The 21,424-nt window shown below is 49.9% G+C and carries 20 protein-coding genes; 8 read left to right on the top strand and 12 right to left on the bottom strand.

Features of this window, described 5'->3' with window-relative positions; genetic code table 11:
- Positions 1-10 precede the first annotated feature (10 nt).
- Positions 11-793: a FlgO family outer membrane protein gene (locus AC27IB_RS06145; RefSeq protein ID WP_296049901.1), complete on the top strand. Its 783-nt coding sequence runs from the start codon at positions 11-13 to the stop codon at positions 791-793.
- Between the two features lie 57 nt (positions 794-850).
- On the opposite strand, the gene AC27IB_RS06140 is transcribed toward AC27IB_RS06145, so the two are convergent.
- Both AC27IB_RS06140 and AC27IB_RS06135 read right to left on the bottom strand, forming a co-directional pair.
- Positions 851-2,053 carry an acyltransferase family protein gene (locus AC27IB_RS06140; RefSeq protein WP_487119619.1) on the bottom strand — a complete coding sequence of 401 codons (1,203 nt, stop codon included), beginning with the start codon at positions 2,051-2,053 and terminating at the stop codon, positions 851-853.
- Positions 2,054-2,073: 20 nt separating this feature from the next.
- Positions 2,074-2,670: a CIA30 family protein gene (locus tag AC27IB_RS06135; protein WP_296049906.1), complete on the bottom strand. Its 597-nt coding sequence runs from the start codon at positions 2,668-2,670 to the stop codon at positions 2,074-2,076.
- A gap of 195 nt (positions 2,671-2,865) precedes the next feature.
- On the opposite strand from AC27IB_RS06135, the gene AC27IB_RS06130 reads away from it, so the two are divergent.
- A complete protein-coding gene (locus AC27IB_RS06130; protein WP_487119616.1) occupies positions 2,866-4,479 on the top strand; it encodes an RNA polymerase sigma factor in 1,614 nt (537 codons plus the stop codon).
- Here AC27IB_RS06130 and AC27IB_RS06125 read toward each other — a convergent pair.
- Entirely contained in the window at positions 4,476-5,513 is a 1,038-nt protein-coding gene (locus AC27IB_RS06125; protein ID WP_296049913.1) for a sensor domain-containing diguanylate cyclase, read from the bottom strand. The genes AC27IB_RS06130 and AC27IB_RS06125 overlap by 4 nt on opposite strands.
- Positions 5,514-5,702: 189 nt before the next feature.
- On the opposite strand from AC27IB_RS06125, the gene AC27IB_RS06120 reads away from it, so the two are divergent.
- Entirely contained in the window at positions 5,703-6,167 is a 465-nt protein-coding gene (locus AC27IB_RS06120) for a hypothetical protein (protein ID WP_296049916.1), read from the top strand.
- A gap of 41 nt (positions 6,168-6,208) precedes the next feature.
- Here the strand turns inward: AC27IB_RS06120 and AC27IB_RS06115 are convergent, their stop codons facing one another.
- The gene (locus AC27IB_RS06115; RefSeq protein WP_296049918.1) at positions 6,209-6,550 is read right to left on the bottom strand and encodes an FKBP-type peptidyl-prolyl cis-trans isomerase; all 342 of its coding nucleotides are present in this window, start codon (positions 6,548-6,550) and stop codon (positions 6,209-6,211) included.
- 12 nt (positions 6,551-6,562) lie between these two features.
- Complete coding sequence (gene efpL, locus AC27IB_RS06110; protein WP_296049921.1) at positions 6,563-7,138, bottom strand: elongation factor P-like protein EfpL; 576 nt, start codon at positions 7,136-7,138, stop codon at positions 6,563-6,565.
- Positions 7,139-7,437: 299 nt separating this feature from the next.
- On the opposite strand from efpL, the gene AC27IB_RS06105 reads away from it, so the two are divergent.
- On the top strand, positions 7,438-7,917 hold the full coding sequence (locus tag AC27IB_RS06105; protein WP_487119613.1) for a hypothetical protein: 480 nt from the start codon (positions 7,438-7,440) through the stop codon (positions 7,915-7,917).
- Positions 7,918-8,083: 166 nt separating this feature from the next.
- Here AC27IB_RS06105 and AC27IB_RS06100 read toward each other — a convergent pair whose 3' ends face one another.
- The 4 genes from AC27IB_RS06100 to AC27IB_RS06085 form a co-directional block, all read right to left on the bottom strand.
- Positions 8,084-9,427 carry a DEAD/DEAH box helicase gene (locus tag AC27IB_RS06100; protein WP_487119611.1) on the bottom strand — a complete coding sequence of 448 codons (1,344 nt, stop codon included), beginning with the start codon at positions 9,425-9,427 and terminating at the stop codon, positions 8,084-8,086.
- A 322-nt stretch (positions 9,428-9,749) separates the two neighbouring features.
- Positions 9,750-12,122, bottom strand: coding sequence for a TonB-dependent receptor domain-containing protein (locus tag AC27IB_RS06095; RefSeq protein WP_296049931.1), 2,373 nt, complete (start codon positions 12,120-12,122; stop codon positions 9,750-9,752).
- A 258-nt stretch (positions 12,123-12,380) separates the two neighbouring features.
- On the bottom strand, positions 12,381-12,968 hold the full coding sequence (locus AC27IB_RS06090; protein ID WP_296049934.1) for a superoxide dismutase: 588 nt from the start codon (positions 12,966-12,968) through the stop codon (positions 12,381-12,383).
- Positions 12,958-14,538 carry an efflux RND transporter periplasmic adaptor subunit gene (locus AC27IB_RS06085; RefSeq protein ID WP_296049936.1) on the bottom strand — a complete coding sequence of 527 codons (1,581 nt, stop codon included), beginning with the start codon at positions 14,536-14,538 and terminating at the stop codon, positions 12,958-12,960. Before AC27IB_RS06085 ends, AC27IB_RS06090 begins: the two co-directional genes overlap by 11 nt.
- Positions 14,539-14,740: 202 nt before the next feature.
- On the opposite strand from AC27IB_RS06085, the gene soxR reads away from it, so the two are divergent.
- The gene (gene soxR, locus AC27IB_RS06080; RefSeq protein WP_296049940.1) at positions 14,741-15,184 is read left to right on the top strand and encodes a redox-sensitive transcriptional activator SoxR; all 444 of its coding nucleotides are present in this window, start codon (positions 14,741-14,743) and stop codon (positions 15,182-15,184) included.
- A gap of 22 nt (positions 15,185-15,206) precedes the next feature.
- Here the strand turns inward: soxR and AC27IB_RS06075 are convergent, their stop codons facing one another.
- From AC27IB_RS06075 to AC27IB_RS06065, 3 genes are all read right to left on the bottom strand, one after another.
- Positions 15,207-15,575: an MmcQ/YjbR family DNA-binding protein gene (locus AC27IB_RS06075; protein ID WP_487119607.1), complete on the bottom strand. Its 369-nt coding sequence runs from the start codon at positions 15,573-15,575 to the stop codon at positions 15,207-15,209.
- Positions 15,576-15,649: 74 nt separating this feature from the next.
- Entirely contained in the window at positions 15,650-16,798 is a 1,149-nt protein-coding gene (locus AC27IB_RS06070) for a GGDEF domain-containing protein (RefSeq protein WP_487119605.1), read from the bottom strand.
- A gap of 175 nt (positions 16,799-16,973) precedes the next feature.
- Positions 16,974-18,185, bottom strand: coding sequence for an FAD-dependent oxidoreductase (locus AC27IB_RS06065; protein ID WP_296049947.1), 1,212 nt, complete (start codon positions 18,183-18,185; stop codon positions 16,974-16,976).
- A gap of 142 nt (positions 18,186-18,327) precedes the next feature.
- Between AC27IB_RS06065 and AC27IB_RS06060 the strand changes: the two genes are divergently transcribed.
- From AC27IB_RS06060 to AC27IB_RS06050, 3 genes are all read left to right on the top strand, one after another.
- A complete protein-coding gene (locus AC27IB_RS06060) occupies positions 18,328-19,281 on the top strand; it encodes a helix-turn-helix domain-containing protein (protein ID WP_487119603.1) in 954 nt (317 codons plus the stop codon).
- A gap of 64 nt (positions 19,282-19,345) precedes the next feature.
- Complete coding sequence (locus tag AC27IB_RS06055; protein WP_296049953.1) at positions 19,346-20,059, top strand: FadR/GntR family transcriptional regulator; 714 nt, start codon at positions 19,346-19,348, stop codon at positions 20,057-20,059.
- A gap of 311 nt (positions 20,060-20,370) precedes the next feature.
- Entirely contained in the window at positions 20,371-21,384 is a 1,014-nt protein-coding gene (locus AC27IB_RS06050) for a zinc-dependent alcohol dehydrogenase family protein (protein ID WP_296048178.1), read from the top strand.
- The last annotated feature ends 40 nt before the right edge of the window (positions 21,385-21,424 follow it).

Raw genomic sequence — 21,424 nt, 5'->3', positions numbered from 1 at the left:
AGGAGGTAGTATGAAACATCACACCATTTTATCCGGCTTAGCATTGTCAGCCACGTTATTAGCCGGTTGCTGCGCCACTGACCATGCGCAAACCCAACCCCCACACCAGCACAGTGCAAGCTCAGATGCCTATGCTGCAGTACCCGGTCTACCCATGACAACCGTCAAAACAGAACAAACTCAATCACCGCAGTCGCACCAACTGGCGCAGTTCCGCCCGCACCAGGATCGCCTGCAACCGGTTGACCCCTACATTCCCAGAGCCGCGCCCGTGTCTGGTTGGGCGCCACCTGCGCATACATACAGACCGGTGTTTACCCACAAATTACTGGGGGATTACGCCGAGCAAATGACCATGAAGTTAATTGAGAACATTCGCTATGTTTCCACCAACACGCCGGTTGCTGTCACATCACTGGTGGACCTGGATAGTTCACTCGCTCATACCAACATACTGGGCAACCAACTGGCCGAGAGTTTTATTACAGAACTCCAGGAGTTTGGCATTCCGGTTGTCGATTATAAGACCACCGGGGTTATTCATGTTGGTGGCAGTGGCGACTTTGTTTTTAGTCGCAACCTGGGAGAGCTGGAGCGTAACCCTTACATCAAATATATTCTGTCTGGCACCATGACCTATAACGACCGCGGCATTATTCTCAATATCCGCATGGTCGATATAAACTCAAAAGTGGTGGTTGCCTCTTCTAAAGGTTTTATCCCACAGTTTGTTGTTGACTCACTTTACCCTCGCAACTATGTCGACGGCATAGTGCTGGATACCACCAGCTAGCACCACCTGACGCTGGACCGATTCAGGCTCCGACTGCGGAGCCTGTTGTAGCTATTTTTACCCCGTTACAGGCTTATCCGCCGTGGGTTTACCAGCTCCGGCAAACACCATCCTCAGCCACGATCGTTTCACCACTAAATTATACAAAACAACACTAACAGCCAGCGTAATGAACGTAATACTGCCTAATTTAATGAGCCAGTGAAGCGGCAATTCAGCAAAAGCTACCTGCAACCACACTACTATGGGTAGGTGAATCAGGTACAACCAATAGGCACGTGACGAAACGTACCGGATAATGGCACTGGGTCGGCTGAACAACGTTTTACAGCCCGCCATCAGTAGCGCCATCAGCATCCACATCATGCCTGCATAACACACCACAAACCCGGCTTTAAACCAAAAGTAATACGGATGCCCTGGCACCATTTCATAGCCCGAAAGAGAAACCGCCCCCAACACGCAGGCCACCAGCCAGCCGACTTTACTCCAGGTAATCTGCATGAAGCTACACAGTAAAGTGTCCTGCTGATAGAAAATCCATCCCATCAAAAAGCTTCCCCCGTAAAGAAGCAGGAGCGGTAAATCGGGCCATAACGATTTATCCGGCGTATCCAGCCCCCAGTGTTCCATCCACCACAAGCAGCAGGCGACGGGCAGGGAAAGCAGGATAAATCCAACACGACTGCAGCATAGCCAGGTCATCACAGCCCTGCCCGCAGCCGTCAGTACTTTTTCCAGCAATGGCATTCGTTTCAGTACCGTGATCGCAACAACAGTTATGCCGGTAACCAACATCAGATAGTACAGGAACCATAAGTGCGTCCCGGTAAAAATGCCCGCGGGTAACTCCGTCAGGCTTTTCAGGCCCTGCCACAGTCCAGCCGTTATACTGGCATCCCCTCGCATACTCTGCGCGCCCATCACCCAGCCCGACACCAATAACGGCTTAAGTAAAAACCACCCGCCAATAAACGGTACTCCAAGGCGCAAAGCACGCGAGGTAATCAGCGTCCTGATGCCGTATTTTTGCAGTGACATATGAGTAAATAAACCGGCAATCAGAAAGAACAATGGCATTCGAAATGAGTGACTGATCAGGCTGAAAATCCCCATTGCCGGACTGGTATTAATATCCATGACCGCCCAGCCGATGAACACCGGCATAAATGACAACCCGGCATGAAATACCACGCCCAGTATCAGGGCAAAGGCTCGCAGCGCATCCAGGTAGTCAAGGCGTAAAGTTGCGGTTGTCATAATACTTCACTCACTAAGGACTAATAAAAACCGACTTCATCAACTACGAAATCATACGTCGACTGCTGCATGGCAAAAGCCACGATACTCAGGCTGTTAATGGTTGTGGCATTAAGAGGGGTCTGTTCAGACCAGGCGCGCTTCAGACGCTGAAAAGGAATTTTCACTTCGTGGAGCTGTCCGTCAGCCTTAACCAGCACCGGTGCAGCATGGTAATCAAAATTGGTCACGTCACTGCTGTTAGCCGAAACCGACATCATGCCCTGATTAATTTTTACTTTCAGGCGGATGCCCTCATAACCAGAAGCATCCCGGGGTTGGCCCTGTGCATCAAGCAGCAGAATGGTACTGGCCCAGGCCGGCTGGCCACGGGGCGGCACCAGATCGCCACTCAATTGTATCTTGCCATCCTTAACAGTCACTTCACTTTGACTGCCTCCTCCGGCAACCTGGTCATTCATAAATTGACGCTGCACACCCAGATTGTTCTGACTCTGATGGCTAAAGTCATCAACCAGTGCAGGGAGCCCGGCGCCAAACGAACTAACCGGAAGCAACAACGCTCCCAGCGCAAATAATCCAAACACGTGACGTAATAATTGATTGAGCATATTCATAATAGGTGTTCTCCGATTAAACCGTTAAAGTATTCCCTCCCTCTGGCAACAATGCGGTTGCAACCCGGGTTTGACGGATAAGAGCCAGGCAAAAAAGTAAAGGTGACAAAAAAAAGTGAAAAAATTCTTTTAGAATGCTGTCACCTTTTTTGCGCAGACCGGCACATACAAGCAACGTAATAACGAAATCACACTATGACTTTATTTAACAAGCGCCCCCCTGTAGCCGGGCAGGACGATGCCACACTGGTTATGCTGTCTCTCGGCGGCAATCGCGATGCCTACGGTGAAATTGTCGGTCGCTACCAGACCCTGCTTTGCTCACTGGCGTATTCTTCCACTGGCGATTTCCGGCACAGTGAAGACATTGCCCAGGAAGCCTTTGTAGAAGGCTGGCGAAAACTGGAAACCCTGCAAGACCCGGAAAAGCTCAAGTCCTGGTTATGCGGCATTTTGCGCTTTAAAGTCAGTCGGCACTATCGTAAAACCGCCAGGGATGCGCATCAGCAAAACATTTCCTTAACTGAAGATGAAGACTTTGCCGACGATACGGCCATAGAACAAAGCGCCATCAGTGAACAACATCAGGCGTTGCTATGGCGAGTGCTCGACGACATGGAACCGCTTTATCGTGAGCCGATGATTTTGTTTTACCGTGAGGAGCAATCTGTTCAGCGGGTCGCACGGGAACTGGACCTGACTGAAGACGCCGTAAAGCAACGTATTTCGCGAGGCCGAAAGCTATTAAAAGCAGCCATGTCGGTGTTTGTTGAAGAGACCCTCAAACACAGTAAACCGGGTGTCGCGTTTACCGCTGCGGTGATGACCATGATCAGCGGAATCTCGCCGCCGGCTAAAGCGGCGGTATTAAGTAGCAGCGCAATTAAAACCGGCTCGGCGTTTAAGTTCGCTTCCCTTGCCGCACTACTGGCCTCGACTTCGGGTCTGATTGGTTCCTGGTTTAGCCTGAAGGCCAGTCTCGCGCAATCACGCACAAAACGGGAACGTCATCTGGTCAAAAAATCAGTCACCCTGTTTTTTGCCTTCGCCGCGATTTATATTGTTGGCATGCTGGGACTAAAACAAGCCTGCTATATGTTTCCACAGCATTATGTTGCCCTGAGCCTGTTTTCTCAGGTCATTGTTGTTGGGTTAGTGATCAGCTACGTGATACTGGTGAAAAAGATGTTTGGTGCGATGAAAGATCTCAGGGCTCTTGAACGCATCGCCCACCCCGAAGCCTTTTTAGCCAGCGCCCACCAACCTCAGGCTAAACAGCGTGAGTATATTAGCCAGTTAAGGTTGTTTGGCGTGCCGCTCTGTCATTTTCAATTTGGCATGCCTGAACATACTGATTCACCGGCATACGGATGGATTGCCGCAGGCACCTATGCCCGGGGTCTTCTGTTTGCCTGGGGCGGCGTAGCCATTGCCCCGGTGAGTGTGGGGATTATCTCCTTTGGCCTGGTGTCCATTGGTGGAATTGGCTTTGGTCTGATTGGCACCGGCACTGTCGCCGTTGGTCTGCTGGCATTTGGCGCTTCAGCCATTGGCTACCAGGCATTTGCCTCGCTTTCAGCGGTTGGCTGGCATAGTGCCATCAGTGGCGGCTTTTCCATAGCAAGAGAGGCTGCACTGGGGTCCATTACCATCGCAAAACACGAAAACAATGAAGTGGCCGCCGGGCTTGCCGGACTCTCACAATTCCAATGGCATTCATCCTGGGTGCTCATAGCTATTGCGCTACTGGTTATTGCTCCGGCGTTCTGGCATGCCCGCGCGGTGACTAAACGGATGAAAGCAGACTAAATATGCGCCCCCATGTAGTAGGCATTTTTATTTTTATACATGTGGGCATCCGCAATATCCAACAGTTCATTGAGAGTTAGCGCGTTGTCGGGATAAACGGCCCAGCCTATGCTTACGCTAAGGTTAAGGTAACTGCCTTCAAACTCAAATTCAGACGCGAGGGATTGTTCAAATCGCCGGGATATACTTTTTATTGTGCCTTCGGAGTGAATATTTGTCATCAACACGCCAAACTCGTCACCACCGATACGGGCCACTTTGTCCGCTGGCCGAAATGCTTTTAGCAATCGCCTCGCCAGCTCACTGAGCATGCTATCCCCGGCTCTGTGACCCAGTTCATCATTAATGCTTTTCAGGCCATTCATATCAATGATAAGAATGCCGAATTTACGCCCCGGGTAAGACACGCCAAGGGAGTGTTCACGATTTAACTGCTCCATAAACGCAGAACGGTTAAACAAATTGGTCATTGAGTCATGGGTGGCCTGATACACCAGGTTATCCGCCACAAACCGGTGGCAATAGTAAAGCGTAGCGGCCAGTTGCTCGGAAACCAGCTTCAGGGCGGCCGTATCCCGTGATGTGAAGTGATGCTTTACGTGTGAAAATACTTTCAGTACCCCAACGGTATGATCATGATGATGAAGCGGGATCAGGAGCATCGAGGCAACACCTATTTCAGCGCAGGCGGCCTGGTTAGCCCGGCGGTTAACGGTGACATCGTTACACAACTGCACTTTTCCAGTTTGCAGACAAAAACCAGACAAACTGCTATCGACGGGAATACTATGACCTAAAAAAGGCTCTGCCACACCGGATGTCGCCCGGTACACCATGTCTTTGCCTTCCTTAAATTCAATTGCCGCGCCATCACATTGCACCAGCACCAGGCAGTGTTTGACAATTATTTGCATGACCGAAGTCAGGTCCATCCCCACCTTCGCTATGGAGGTTTGCATATCAACAATGGTCGTCAGCTTATGACAACGGTCCTGCCAGCTGTCGGCAATATATTCGATTTCGGCTAAAGGCATTTACCCTCCTGCGAGTGATTTGATAAACCGCTACCATGCCTCTGCTCCCTCAGACAACACTACCACTTGTTTATACAACCACTACGCAGATATCTATAATCTTTCTGTCTGGTAAATAAATTGCCAGTTTGACGCCCTCAAAGAATTCTCATAATGTGCAGTTTTTGTCACTTAAAAGTCACACTCACTATGCAAAAGTCCATTTCACTGTGTCTTATCGCAGTCTTGGTTTCATTCAGTTCCAGAGGCTTCGCGCAGACCCCTGAAGTGCCTGTTAAAGCGTTGTTTGACGCCATGCGGTCACATAATGGTGGGCAATTAACCGCCCAGTTTACCCGCGGAGCGCTATTACAGCGAGCTGAGGCTAACGGTGAAATTAAACAAAATGATATTGTGCGATTTGCGGAATTCGTGAGCCAAACCGACAAGTATCTGGATGAAAAACTGCTAGCGATTTCGGTCCACCAAAGCGGGAATCTCGCCGCGGTCTGGACGCCTTACGCGTTTTATCTGGATGGTCAGCTGAGCCATTGTGGGGTAAATAGCTTTCAGCTTGTCAAAATCGAGGAAAGCTGGAAGATTCAGTACTTAATTGATAACAGCCATGGGGGAGACTGCGAGTTGTTTATCCGGCAACACGGCAGCGACAATTAGCCACGGCGAATTGAGCGCCGCAGCTAATGTGGTGAAGGCTGTTAGTCTTCGCGGGTAAGCACTTCCAATAACTCAATTTCGAAGGTCAGATCGCTGTTGGGCGGAATCATTTCACCGACTTGGCGTGCGCCGTAAGCCAGTTCCGATGGCACCCAAAGGTTGCGTTTGCCCCCCACTTTCATGCCTTGTAAGCCCTCAAACCAACCTTGTATGACTTTGTTTTTCGACAATACCGTTTGAAATGGGCGGCCTTTTTTATACGACGAGTCAAACTCCTTGCCATCGTCCAGCCAGCCCCGGTAGTGAGCGGTAATTAACGCGCCTTTTTCAGCGGCTTTACCCTCGCCTGTTACCAGGTCTTCTATAGTGACTTCACGAGTCATATTCAGCGCAGCCTAGTGCTTGTCGGCGCGGCTTTGAAATTTGCGCTCTTCGGTATTGATTTTAACCCATTCACCGGTGCTGATATATTCAGGCACCTGCACAACCAGGCCTGTGGACAGGGTGGCTGGTTTGGTGCGCGAAGTAGCCGAGGCCCCTTTAATTGACGGATCGGTTTGAGTTACTTCAAGTTCCACACTCATTGGCAAATCCAAGGCTACCGGCACGTCACTAACAATCACAACCAGCAGTCCATCGGTATCTTCATTAATAAATAGCGCCTCGTCGGCAATGCTTTCTTTATTAAGGTGGTAAGGCGTGTAGTCCTCCTTATCCAGAAACACATATTCATCGCCATCGATATAAGAAAACATCGCAGGACGGCGAACCAGATCGGCCATTTCAAGCATATCGGAATCTTTAAATGTCTCGTCAAACTTGGCGCCGCTCACTACGTCGTACATCCGCATGCGATAAATACTGCCGCCTGCCCGTCCCTGAGGAACCGAGCGGTCAATATCCCGGACGATACAGGTTTTACCGTTAAATACGATGGTGTTGTTTTTTTTAATTTCACTCGCCTTTGGCATGATAACTTCCACGATGAATGGCCTGCCTGCTGGCATATGCCGGATTATAAAGACTGTATCTTCCGCGATTTTTGCTCCAAGGGAAAGCCTGAACAGCCTTAAAACCGTGCATTTATGTTCTGTTTGCGTTACCACAACAGCAAAGCTTTGTGGCTGGCAGTCACAAAACGGCATGAGCGAATTTACTTATGCTCATTTAGAATGCATATCACAAAAACTCATGTTGTAGACGTATTTAGGAGCCTGCTAATGCATCGCAATAGCCAAAAAAACGCCGCGTATTCGAACTTCCAGCTTTAATGATGATTGCACCAGCTACCCTGTTGGCTGCACTCAAAGCAACGGATGATGTTCGACCCGGTACCGTTTTATATAAAAAGCTGAGTGGAGCATCTGCCAGTGAGTTGAAGGGCCTGAATAGTTTACTGAACAGTAAGGGCCTGCTGGCAGAGAAAACACTGCCTAATTCCGGTATTACTATCGCAACCTTCAACGGTAAAGGCCGTGAAAAAGCGATTGCTAAAATCTTAAAACACAGTGGACTGGTAGAGTTCGCAGAAGCCGATCAGGCCATGGCCCCCTCAGCACAACCCAATGACCCAAGCTTTGGTGCTCAGTGGCATCACAATAATATCAATAGCCAACAGGCCTGGGATATTACCTCGGTGACAGATAATGCCGGAGCTTTAGCCAGCGGTAATTACGCTTACCGTGTTCAGGCTTATAAAGACGGTGAAGTATCGGCCTACAGTAATACCTTCGAACTGCGCTTAAAATAAGGCGGTTACTGCTCATAAAAAAAGCCTGGTAAGTATCACTTATCAGGCTTTTTCTTTTTCGGTTTATCCGCCTCGCTACACCCCATATTAAAGTGAACTCAGCACGGCTTATGAGCAACAAAAAAGCCCTGTCAGTGACGATCAGGGCTTTGGATTATCGCGGCGTTCAGGCTTCTACGGCTTTACGCTTTGCCTGGGGATTGACTCTGCGACGACGCGATGGACGCGACTGACCATCCTTACTCGCTGAGTTACCTGAGCGAGACTGGTTGTTACCGTTTCGCTGCGGTTTGCCAGCCGAATCCGCTTGTTGGTTTTTCGCTTTCTTCGGCTTTTTAATTTTCTTCGGCGGCAACAGCTTGGTTTCCGGTAAAACCTGGTTAGGTTCAAACCCTTCAAGGCTTTCACGGGGAATTAGCATCTGAATAAGCCGCTCAATATCCTGCAGTTGCTCAAGTTCATCAGCGCTTACCAATGACCAGGCCTGTCCGGCCGAACCGGCCCGGCCTGTGCGGCCAATACGGTGCACGTAATCGGCTGCCGTATTAGGCAGGTCGAGATTAATCACTACCGGGAGTTCGCTGATATCAATACCGCGAGCGGCGATATCGGTGGCCACCAGCACTTTAATGCTACCGTCTTTAAAGGCTTTCAGGGCCGACGTCCGCGCGCCCTGGCTTTTATTACCATGAATGGCGGCACTGGGCAGACCGGCGCCCTCAAGTTTAGCGGCAATACGGTTGGCACCATGCTTAGTGCGACTGAATACCAGTACCTGCTGCCACCCCTGGGCCTTAATCAGTTTGGTCAGTGCTGCAATCTTGCGCGACTTATCCACGGCCACTAATTGCTGCTCTATTTTATCTACCGTCGTGTTGGCCGGGGTAACGGCCAGCTTAATTGGATTACGAGTAATCGATTCTGCCAGCGCCATAACATTGTCGGCAAAGGTGGCCGAGAATAACAGTGACTGACGCTGCGCAGGTAATAGCTTCAGGATCCGTTTGATGTCATGGATAAAGCCCATATCGAGCATCCGATCGGCTTCATCCAACACCAGAATTTCCAGTTGCTCAAATTTCACCGCCTTTTGTTGATACAAATCCAACAGGCGACCCGGTGTTGCCACCAGCACATCAACGCCGGAACGAAGTATCTTCATTTGCGGATTAATCCCTACACCACCAAATACAACGGCACTTTTCAAACGTAAATGGGTTTTGTATTCACGCACATTCGCTTCAACCTGCGCGGCCAGTTCACGGGTAGGAGTCAGTATTAATGCTCTTACATTATTCGGGGCGGTTTTGGGTCCGGCAGCCAGCCGTTGTAGCACAGGTAAGGCAAAACCAGCTGTTTTACCTGTACCAGTTTGCGCGGCAGCGAGCACGTCGCGCCCGGTTAAAATAGCCGGAATCGCCTCTTGTTGAATAGGCGATGGCGAGCTGTAGCCCTTCTCTGTAATTGCTTTAAGAAGTGGCTCACACAGCCCTAGTTGACTAAAAGACATAATACCTCGGTGTATTAGTTAGTACGAATTAATGAGTCCATGCACGACTCTCTTTTGCACGAAAGGAAAAGGCTATCGGTTTTTACCAGGCTCATATCAGACGGTCTGAATGCGAATCTCAACGGGGACTAACTCGGACTAACGGAAGAAGCGTAAAGAAAACTGAAATAGTACCTTTCAAAGGCGAGCGTATACTACCATTCTTTACCTACCCTCGCTAGTTTATTTTTTAAACAATGGACGACGCTGCCTGATGGACAGGACAAAACAAAAAAGCGGCCCGCAGGCCGCTTTATTAATGAAAACCGGGTTAGCGGCGCGATTAAAAGCTAACCGTTACCCCCGCCCAGAAGTTTCTGGCTTTGTCTTTCACGTTGTAGTCATCGGTAAAGTTTACTTCACTAACCACACCACGTCCGGTGAGGTACTCAAACTGTCCGTCATTGTTCAGATCGTCGTAGGTCACGGAATAAGTAGTAAAGTCACGATCTAACAGGTTGTTCACCCGCAGATTAACCACCACGTACTCATTGACCTGCCAGCGCGCCCCAAGGTGCAGCATGGTGTAGTTTTTGAAGTAGAGCTCCCGTTCCAGAACATTGTCATACCCACGGTAGCGGTCGGAGCGGAACTCACCTTGCAAATACACATTCAGGTCGGCGGTCATATCCCACGAGATATTGGCATTCGCCATGTGCTCTGCGGTATTGGTTAACGGTAGCCCGGCCTCTGCACCACTCTTCTGCTCGCTGTCGGTCCAGGTATAGTTCATATACACTGACCACTCTTCGTTAAAAGCATAGCGGCCAGCCATCTCGATGCCCTGCAGTTCTACCTCATCAATATTGATGCGTTGACTGTAAGTATCGTAACCAAGTTCATCGTACTCACCTAAGTTTACACAAGGTCTTTCACCACCGGTGGTCACACAACTTTGTACCGTATTACCACTGGCAATCTTGTCTTTAAAATCGGTTTTGAAATAGGTGATGTTGAAGTTATGTGCATCTCGGCTCCAGTAAACCGCGATTTCTGAGTTTACACTGGTTTCCGGCGTTAACTCGGGGTTACCGGCAAACGGGCTGGTACCCTGACCACCAAATCCAATAATACCGTCATATAAATCGGTGGTTTGCGGCGTTTTATAACCAGTGCTGACACCACCTTTTACTGTCCAGTAGTCAGTTATGTTGTAAACCGCGTAAATTCGCGGTGAGGTCTGGCTACCGAATACATCGTGATCGTCATAACGTAAGCCGGCGGTCACTGTCATATTATCCAGTATGCCCCAGTTATCCTCCGCAAACAGTGAGTACATTTTTTGTTCCTGTACCGCACCAGGCTGGCCCGATTCCAGACCAAAAACACCGTCTTGTAGCTCACCATCTATAACCTGAGCGCCTAACACCACGTTATGATCGCCGGCGAAATCTTCTACCGGAATATCAAAACGTAAATCAAAGGTATACTGACTGCTGTCTAACGGACGGGCGGGACGCGGTAAAAACGTCTCTTCGGCCAGGTCGCGGCGCGCTTCTTCAGTCATGCCCTCATAGGCACCGGTGCCATCATACATTTCCTGTAATAACAAACGTTCAGACACGCTCAGTGGCAGCGTACGCCCATTGTTCTGGGTGTCTACATAGGCAAGCGATGCTGCAACAGTACCAAAGTGCCACTTACCATCGTAAGTTAATGACCACCACTGGCGATCAAACTCCTGCTCTGCTGCATAACCCGCGCGCGGATTCACCTGACCGCGACGGTCCTGCCACAGGCTTTCAATACTATCGCGGGTACCCAGCGGATAGATAATCTCACCGGTGTCCAGATTAAACTCTGGTGTGTTGTCATATTCCTGGTGAGAGTCATCAAAATCGAAACCAATTTCGTGCCCTTCAGCAGGCGTGTAATTCAGACTGAAACCGTAATGTTCGCTGTCGTTATCCACTGTACGGCCACCACCGCCAAACCCCAGAGAGCGCACATGCACTACACCATTAGGATCGATTGCCGGCGCCAGTTGCGGAGTGGAAGCCTGCTGCTCGTAAATACTGCCGCGAATGCCCAGGCTTAACAGGTTGTCGATCAACGGACCGGTAACTGAGAAATCGGTAGTGATATCGTTACCAAAGTCATCATTGCTTTGTACACTGCGACCAAATGTGATGTTACCGCCCCAGTTACTACGGTGTTTTTTAGTGATCACGTTAATAACACCGCCCAGCGCGTCTGCACCATACAGCGTTGAAGCCGGACCGCGAATAACTTCGATTCGTTCGATAGTGTCCAGCGGAGGCATATGATTGAATGCGTTACCGCCGAAGTTATTAGGGTAAATATCACCATGGTTATTTTGACGACGCCCATCGATTAGCAACAGCGTGTACTCTCCTGTCAGACCCCGCATACTAACACTGCCCTGGCCGGTTTTGTCGCGGGTAGAACCAATATCGATACCTTCCTGGAACTGCACAGCATCTAACAAGGAAGTAAAAGAGCGGGCTTTCAAATCTTCTGCGGTGATAACCGAGATACTTGCAGGGGCTTCGGTAATCTTTTGCTCGAAGCCTGTTGCGGTAACCACTAAATGCTCAATGTCGTCACTGTCAGGAACAGAATTAGCATAGGCCATTGATGCCAGACCAAACTGAATGGCTACCGCCAGACCAGAGTATGTGTATCGAGGTTTCATGTGCGTCCTATCGAAAGTAAAGATGTGTGTATTTATGTTGATTTCTGTAAAGAGTGCGCTGGCTATAATAATTTATGAAACAACAATGTCAACACAAATGAGAACAATTACTATTTAGATAAAGATTTAGACGAGTACCCGTATTGTAAAATGCAAGCAAGGCATTGCGTTTCAGACGCTGGATAAACAGGGATAAGAGACAGGAATAAAAGAATAGCAAAAGGCAGTCCCAGGACTGCCTTTTTACGTTAGCGAAGCTTACTGACCGGTAAGATTATGCTGCACAAACTCCCAGTTAACCAACTGCCAGAAGGCGCCCAGATAAGCCGGTCTGGCATTGCGATGGTCAATGTAATAGGCATGTTCCCACACGTCCACGGTAAGCAATGGTTTAAGGCCTTCATGGGCAACCGGCGTATCGGCATTGGCCGTGTTAACGATCACCATCTCACCGGCGGCGTTAAGTGCCAGCCAGGTCCAGCCGGAGCCAAAGTTATTAATCGCCTGCTGGGTAAATTCCGCTTTAAACGCCTCAACCGACGGCCAGTTTTCTTCGATAACGGCTTTAAGTGCTTCTGACGGTTCACCGCCTCCGGCTGGCGACAGGCACTGCCAAAAGAAGGAATGATTCCAAACCTGCGCCGCATTATTGAAAAGAGGCCCCGAGCTGGAGGCAATAATGTCTTCTAGAGACTGCCCGGCATAGTCGGTCCCGGCCACCAGATTATTGAGCTTACTAACGTAGGTGGCGTGGTGTTTACCGTAATGATATTCCAGCGTTTCCTGAGACATAGCAGGCGCCAGCGCATCGATAGCATAGGGAAGTTGCGGTAATTTAAATGTCATGAGTCTCTCCTTGCTCTGAATGAGCATTTTTAGTGTGTGTCATTGGTTGCGGGGATTGCTGCCAGCCACCGCCCAACGCTTTAAACAATGTGACCCGTTGTGCTGCCAGCTGTTGTAACGCCGCGGTATGGTTGGTTCTTACACTCAACAGGTCCTGTTGCGCAGTATGCACCTCAATGTAGGAACTGGCTCCGGCCTGATAACGGGTTTGCGTTATATCGAAGGCCCGTTGATAAGCATTCATCGAAGCTTCCAGTGCCGCCGCACGTTGCTGCTGCGCCAGTACATTCTCCATGGCTTGTTCTACTTCACTGAGCGCATTGAGAACGCTATTTTCCAGCTCTGCAAATCCGGCCTGCTGTTGGGCCTCGGCCTGTCTGATACGTGCCCTGGATTGCTGTTGGTTCGGAAAACGCCAGGAAATCAATGGACCTAAAGAGAAGGAAAAGGCGTCGCTGCTGCTAATGGCTTCACTATTGAAATAGTTCAATCCGGCACCTAAAGAGATTTGCGGATATAAATCGGCAATTGCCACATTGAGTCGCGCGGCATCTCCCTGCAACTGAGCTTCCGCCTGACGCAGGTCCGGCCGGCGGCGTAACAACTCATTGGCACTGCCCACCGGCAGTAACTGACCGGGTTGCGGAGGCGCAGCACATTCCTCAGCCGGGCCGGGAATATTGTCTGGCGTGCGCCCCATCAGTGCATCGGGTGTTTCCGCCACTTTCACACTCACGTTCACGTACATCGACGGACGCAATAATCCATCAGGGTTATCCAGGGTGGCCTGCACAATAACATTGCGGGTTGCGGCTTCAATTTGAGGCTCAATGGTGGTAATGGTGCCGCTGAACAGCTGGTCGGGAAAAGCATCAACGTTAAGCGTTACCGGAGCACCGTGTGCCAGTTTGGCCAATTGTTGCTGCGGGATGGCAAAATCAACGTACAACTTATCCAGATTAGTCAGCGAAACCACGGTATCGCCGGGATTCAGATATTCGCCTACATTAACGCGGCGGATCCCCAGCTGGCCGGAAAATGGTACGCTAATGGTTTTCAGTTGTAATTGCGCTTGCGCCTGCTCTACGGTGGCCTGCGCGCGGTCGCTCTCGGCTTCCCGCTGGGTAAGCAGCTCTTTCGATTCGGCACCAATGGGCGCCAGCTTCTGGGTACGCTTTAGCTGTGCTTCAGCCAGCTTTGCCGCCGCTTTGGCTGCGCTTAAATTGGCCTTTTCGGTTAAATCAAACAGTTGCACAAGCACATCACCTGCGCCAACCTGGTCGCCCGAAACAAAGTTAATCGCGGTCACCCGGCCGGCCACTTCCGGAGCCAGCACCACTTCCTGAACCGCACTCAACGTTCCCATTGCTGTTTGAGTCTCAGCCAGCACCTGAGGAGACAATTGCAATGCCGTTACGGGCACCGCCTGTTGTGGCCAGCCCTGCGGCTGCCCGACATTGAGTTGTCGCCACCAGTAAAGTCCACCCAATAATGCAGCCAGTACGGCCAGAGTTACCAGATAAACGCCAATTTTGGCAGCGCCGGTCTGTTTATAAAAAGACGTCTTCATCAGGCACCTCCCTGTTGAACAAAGGTACGCTGAATGGGGAATGAGGCATCCCAAACGAGTGCAACTCAACTGAGGGTGGAAGAAGGTGTTGGTCATGTCGGCTCCTGATTTCCGGTTTCTTATTACTGCTTGCTACGTCAAGCCGACACAAATACTAAAACCTCATGTATACTTGAGGTCAATAATTTTTTTTGGAGCGACAATGGATACCACTTTAAGTGTGGGTGATGTGGCGAAGCGCAGTGGTGTTGCGGTGTCAACGCTTCATTACTACGAAGAAAAGGGCTTAATTAAAAGTCTTCGCACACTGGGCAATCAGCGCCGTTACCATCGCAGTATTCTGCGCCGGGTAGCCATAATTCGTATCGCCAAACAGGCAGGAATTTCGCTGCGCCTCATCAAATCCCATCTGGAAAAATTTCCTACCCACGAAGTATCTCCCTCTGACTGGCAGCAAATGAGCAGTGAATGGCGAGCCATGCTTAACGACAGAATTCTTAGCCTGACTCAGCTCCGGGATAAGCTTGATAGCTGCATTGGGTGCGGTTGCTTGTCGCTACGTGACTGCCCGCTGCGAAATCCTGAGGATAAACTGGGCGAACAGGGGCCGGGTGCGAGGATCCTTGAGGAAGAGAAACAACAATAAAGGAGTTAGCAGGCAAGGTAAATCAGGCAATATCAGCGATGCCTAACGCCTGTCTTTTACGCTTACTTAATCCGAGCGCCACAAGGCGGTATGACTGGCTAATGTAGTATTTTAACTCCTCATCAAGGGCACCGGCGGTCTCGGTTTGCTGGATCCATTTCATACCACGACTGGCCAGATAGGGAGCTGGAATATAGCCTTCTGCCATACACAGAAATTCGAAATTCAGTGGTGAGGTTTTAAAGGTATAAGCTGGCGTTCCTGCCTTGGTCTGACTGCCAATGGCAAACACTTTACCGCCCACTTTCCAGACCTCAGAATTGCCCCATTGCACCACATGCGTGGTGGCTTTAAAGGCCCGACAATAGTCATTAAAAGCGTGATAATCCATAGCTTATCCGTGGTCAGGGGTGGGGTTATTCCCCTGCTATTTTACTGCCTCGAAGCCGGCGCATCGTGACTGGCTTAACTGAAAACGTACACCAGATTGCGACCTTCCCGCTTGGCGGAATATAGCGCCTGATCGGCCTGTGAATATAAGTGTTCCCAGTTGTAAAGCACTTCGTGCGAAACGGCAATACCTATACTAACAGTAATATTAACCTGTTCGGTCCCCTGTTTAAATTGCAATGCAGCCACTTTTTGCCTCAGTCTGTCGGCAACGCCCTGTGCCCGCTCAGTACTGACGCCCGGTAGTAAGATTGCAAACTCTTCGCCGCCCATACGCCCGACGATATCGGTTTGCCGCAATCCCTCGGCGAGCATCTTTCCCACCCGGTTAAGGACTTCATCACCAAAGGTGTGGCCAAACTTATCGTTAACCTGTTTAAAGTGGTCAATATCAACCATCAGTAATGAATGGCAGGCCTGATCATCCGCAGACAGTGATTTAGCCGCTTTTTGGACAAATGCCCGGCGGGTGGGTAAACCGGTTAACTCATCAAGATTCGCCAGTTTTTGCCATTGATGTTTTTGATTCATCATATGCAGTAAAGGCAACACTAAGGCGGTAGCAACGGTAAGTACCAGATGAGATAACAAAACAATATTGAACAGATACTGGGTATCAGAATCCTGAGCCGCCAGAGTTTGAACCAGAATAACGATCCCTTGCAGAAACAGTACAAAGGCATGTAACAACAGCAACACACGCAGCACAAAGTAGACTCTTTTGTAGGGAGACTTGCGCTGGTAAAAGAGCCCTTCGGTCATTACGAACATAAGCGCCATGCCCACTGAGGCCACGACATTCACCATAGCCGCATAGAATCCGGCGACAGTAATGATTACGCCACCAACAACAAAGATACTCTGCACTCGTCGATAGAACTTGATAGAGCCCGGTGACAGCTCAAATTTATTAAGACCGCAATAAAGTCCGAATGACGCGGTAAATAGCAACAGGCAAGACAGTGTATTAACCAGCTGCAAACCATCCCCGGCGTGGGCAATAACAGACGCACCTATCCCAACCGCAAACAGGGCACAAGAGGCAGACCAGTACAAATAAGACTGGTTTCGCTGTTGCGCCTTATACACAGCAAAAAAGTAGACGCTGACCAGCACATTGATGACAAAAGCCATCACAATGCCAATGGGAAGGCCGGACGACATGAAGTGTTAGATCTCCACCAGACACCAGGGTTGCAATATAGCCAAAAGTATAACAACTTAGCAGCCTCTAACCTCACCCATTAGGTATAACGCATTAAGCATAGGTTTGATTATTTATACCTGATGATGCCCGGCCTGTTCCACTACCCGGTATCAGCCTGTGCTCATGTGGCTGTTACACATGTAAATCCTTCAACGATAAACACATTGTTTCCTGGGTTTCGAGGTAATCTTTTTTAATCATTTTCTGCAAAAACGACGTGTGATCAAACACAAAATCCCGCAGCGTTGCCATGGGCGTGGACTGCTGATGGAAAACATCACCGAGTTTTCTGGCAAACTCCACATTATGATTCACGTAAGCAACACGATCTTTCTCATACTGCTCAAAGCCCATTTGAAGTTCTGCCCGGTCAGCCAGATTGCGACCATCCATAAATTTTGCCAGTTGATAACCATCTTCAATCGCCATGCCCATGCCATAGGCGGCATAGGGCGACACCGGGTGCACCGCATCGCCCAAACACACAACCCGGCCATCAGACCAGGAATCCAGCGACGGTCGGTTATACACATCCCAACAGAATATCTGACTGTTAAAGTCGGTGGCGGCCGGGAAGCGCGGCAAAGGATCGGCAAACTGATCAAGGATCCCCTGCACATGGGCTTTAACATCCGCAGGCTGCGGTGCATTTTCTTTGGTGGGTTCAACAATCCACCACTCATAGCCAGGCTTACCATCGTGTAACATTGGAAAGTAACTGGCCTGATATTTTCTGGAGTGAGAAATAACACCGTGATTGGGCGGTATGCCATCGATGGGGTCGCACCACGCCAGCCAGACTCTCAATCCAACGTGGAAAAGGCCGGGATCGCCAAATGCCTGCGCCGATACGCGGGATTGAATACCATCGGCACCAATGAGTAGATCCGCTTCTACCGGCTCGCCTTTTTCGAAGTGTACGGTTATTCCCTCCGGCGTTTCTTCGTAGTGCGTGAAGCTGCGATCGCCTTCCACCCGATCCGCCGGTACCTGCTCCAGCATCTTACCAAACGCACTTTTGCGTAACACACCGTAGTGCCAGCCCTTAATATTAAACAGTTTTTCAATATTTGGATTAAACGGCAAGCTGGCACGACACTTCCCTTTATGGTTATGAAATTCAACCTTGGTATAGCTACCGAAGTTGTCCAGCGAAATACCATATTCACGCAATACTGCCAGCACCGGTACACTTAACAATACTGCACCGCCAAGCGCTTTGGGCTCAGCTCGCTGCTCAAAAACCTTAACATCGTAACCCCGTTGGCTAAATGCCAGTGCCGCAGAAATACCACCGGGCCCGGCGCCAACAATCGCCACTCGCTTACCTTTTTGCCATGCCATAAACTTCACCTTTTCTTCTGATTTGTTACAGCATAAGCGGGCCAACAAAGACTTGTTATCCGCAATATTATTAAAAAGCGGAAAAATGCTCTATTATTTAAAACATAATTAACATTTATTTAAAATTGCTGTTAGTGGATGTATGGACCTTCTTAGTCACTTTCTTTCTGCGGTGAGTGTAAATGCTGCGACGATTTCAAAATGGCGCTTACACACCCCTTGGGGCGTTAACGTAAATGCTTTTACGCCAGGTTTTTTCTTAACCTTATTAAGTGGTCCGCCAATCACCATAAATTCAGGCGAGCAATGTTATGAACTCAGTACTGGCGACGCCCTGCTGGCCCCAATGGGCGCTAATTGCCGGATTGGTACGCCAGGAGCAAGCAATTTCGCTCCCATTGAAGCGCTCGAGTGGCAAGGACAACCAAGCGATACCTACGATATTCACGCGCATTTAGGTCAGGCCATGGCGGTGACGGTAGGCTCTCAGGGAACGCCCAGTATTCTGGCCGGTGTGGCCTTTGAACTGGAACTTACCCACGCCACACTGATTGCAGAGTGTTTGCCACCAATCGTTACCTTCAAAGCGCAGCAGAGCCCTTTGCTGCAGCAGTTTCACCCGCTCATACAACATATATTTAATGACAGTAAACCAGGCTATTTTGCAGTAGCAACCCAGGTGGCTGAACTGCTGATTATCAGCGCACTGAGAACCTTTATTACCCGTCAGACAGAATTCCCTACCGGGGTACTTAAAGCGCTGTCAGACCGCTATTTACATAAGCCTTTGCAGGTGATCCACGAGCACTACCAGCAGTCTCTGTCGGTGGAGTTTCTTGCTGAGAGCGCCAGTATGTCACGGAGTAATTTTATGGCCCGGTTTAAAAAGCAGGTAGGCATGCCTCCGATGGTGTATCTCAACCGTTTACGCATTAAACAAGCTGAGGCATTGCTGTGTAAAACTCAGTTACCGGTTAGCCGCATTGCCGATCAGGTAGGGTTTCATTCTGACCGCGCATTTCGGCAGGCTTTTAAGCTGCAAACCGGACTCGCCCCCCGGGAGTTTCGCGACCAGTCCCAGCGCCTAAGCGCTTGACTATTTGGTGGTTGGCGATATTCTCAATCGTTCAGATTAACGCAAGTCAGAACCTGTCATAATTATGCAAGTGGATGCCGTTAAAGTTCGTCGCCTTTATTTGGAAGTTGCTACCCAAATAGAACAACAAATTCAAACCGGACAAATTCGTCCAGGCGAGCGCTTGCCTTCCGAACGGGATCTGGCCAGTCGTTTTGAAGTGAGTCGTCCAACCATTCGCGAGGCCATGATCGCACTGGAAATAGCGGGCTTAGTAGAAATTAAAACAGGTTCGGGCATCTACGTTCTGCACCAGTCAGAAACCTTGTCTCCGCGCATCATTGACGATGTGCCCGGCCCATTTGAAGTGCTCGAAGCCAGGTTGCTGATTGAGCCTCAGGCTGCGAGCCTGGCGGCCGCACGGATCAGTAAAGCGCAGCTAAAAACCATCGAGCAGGCTGTGCAGGTGATGGGCGATAGCACCGCCTCAGAACAACAAAAAGAGCAGGCCGATGAGCTGTTTCATGTCACCATTGCTCAGGCCACGGATAACAGTGCCCTGGCGTCAACCATCAAGTGGCTATGGGAACTCAGAAATCAATCAGCGCTCAGCTCGCGGTTTCATCAGCGTGTACGCGAACTGGGCGTTCAACCCTATGTGGAAGAACACCGCAAGATTCTCAATGCGCTAAAACTGCGCGACCCTGAGCGCGCCAAAAACGCCATGCATCACCACATTTCTAACGCAATTGAGCAGGATATGTCTGTGCTGGAACTGCATGACAGCGACGACGAGTAACCGGCTCCCTAAATTTGCACCTTGCCCCATTAAAGCGTGGGGTTAGCGCAGTATCCCGTCAAGCGTACTGATACCTGCATGTACCGCATAGACATTAAGTTTGCTGCATTAACACTCATTGATTAAATGCCTGTTTAGCTGTTCTGGTATTTTGAGATGAGCGTCATATTAGTGCGAATAACGGTAACGAAATTGCTACTTTAGGCCCTATTTAGTAAACCAGCGCTGCGATAGCATAGCAGTGGTAAACGTTAAACTAATAAGTGTTCCGACACGTAAATGTAGATCCCCGAACAAAGTGAGTAACAACTATGCGAGCAATAATTACTGCCGAACCCGATAAAGGTCTCGATGGCCTGAAAGTAACCGATATCGCCGAGCCGGCAGCCCCCACAGGCGATCAAATTCTGGTGAGGTTGCAGGGTAGCTCACTGAATTTCCATGATTTAGGCGTTGCAATGGGCACACTAAGCCAGGTCCAGGATCGTATTTTATTGGCTGATGGTGCCGGTATTGTTGAAGCCGTCGGTGAGGATGTTACCGACTTTGTCCCCGGTGACGAGGTTGTGTCATGTTTCTTCCCCGACTGGCAGGCGGGCGGGCCAACACTCGGTGACTTTAGCCGTACTCCCGGCGATGGGCTGGATGGCTATGCCCGCGACCGCGTTGTAACGCCACAAAGTTGGTTTACCAAAGCACCTAAAGGCTGGACAGCTACCGAATCTTCAACGATCACCACTGCTGGATTAACCGCATGGCGAGCCTTGGTGACCGAAGGTAACATTAAGGCAGGCGATAAGGTATTACTGCTTGGCACCGGTGGCGTTTCTGTTTATGCCTTGCAGTTAGCGAAAGGCATGGGCGCCAGCGTGGCAATCACCTCTTCCAGTAACGATAAACTGACAAAAGCCAAAGCCCTGGGTGCCGACTTTACCGTTAACTATAAAGAAGACGAAAACTGGGGAGAAACCATTGCTCAGTGGTCTGAAGGCGGCGTAGATGTTGTTGTTGAAGTAGGCGGACCGGGAACATTGGCCCAGAGCATTACCGCCTGCCGTGTAGGCGGCAACATTGTGCTTATTGGCGTGCTGACCGGAATGACCGGTGATATCCCAACCGCTCACATGATGCTCAAGCAAATTCGTTTACAAGGTATTATCGTTGGCAACCGCCAGCAGCAGCAAGACATGGTAAAAGCCCTGGAACAGCTGGAAATAAAGCCTGTTATCGATAAAACCTTTGCCTTAGAAGAGCTGGGTGACGCATTCCGCTATGAGTTGTCGGCCGCCCACTTTGGCAAGATTGCCATCGATTACACTCGCTAAACTGTCTGGATATGGTGATGAGCTTCACCGCGTAGTGCCC

This window comes from Alteromonas sp. 4NH20-0104 (assembly GCF_057547795.1).
The sequence above is the reverse complement of the archived record's forward strand: the minus strand, read 5'-3'. Positions and strand labels throughout refer to the sequence as shown.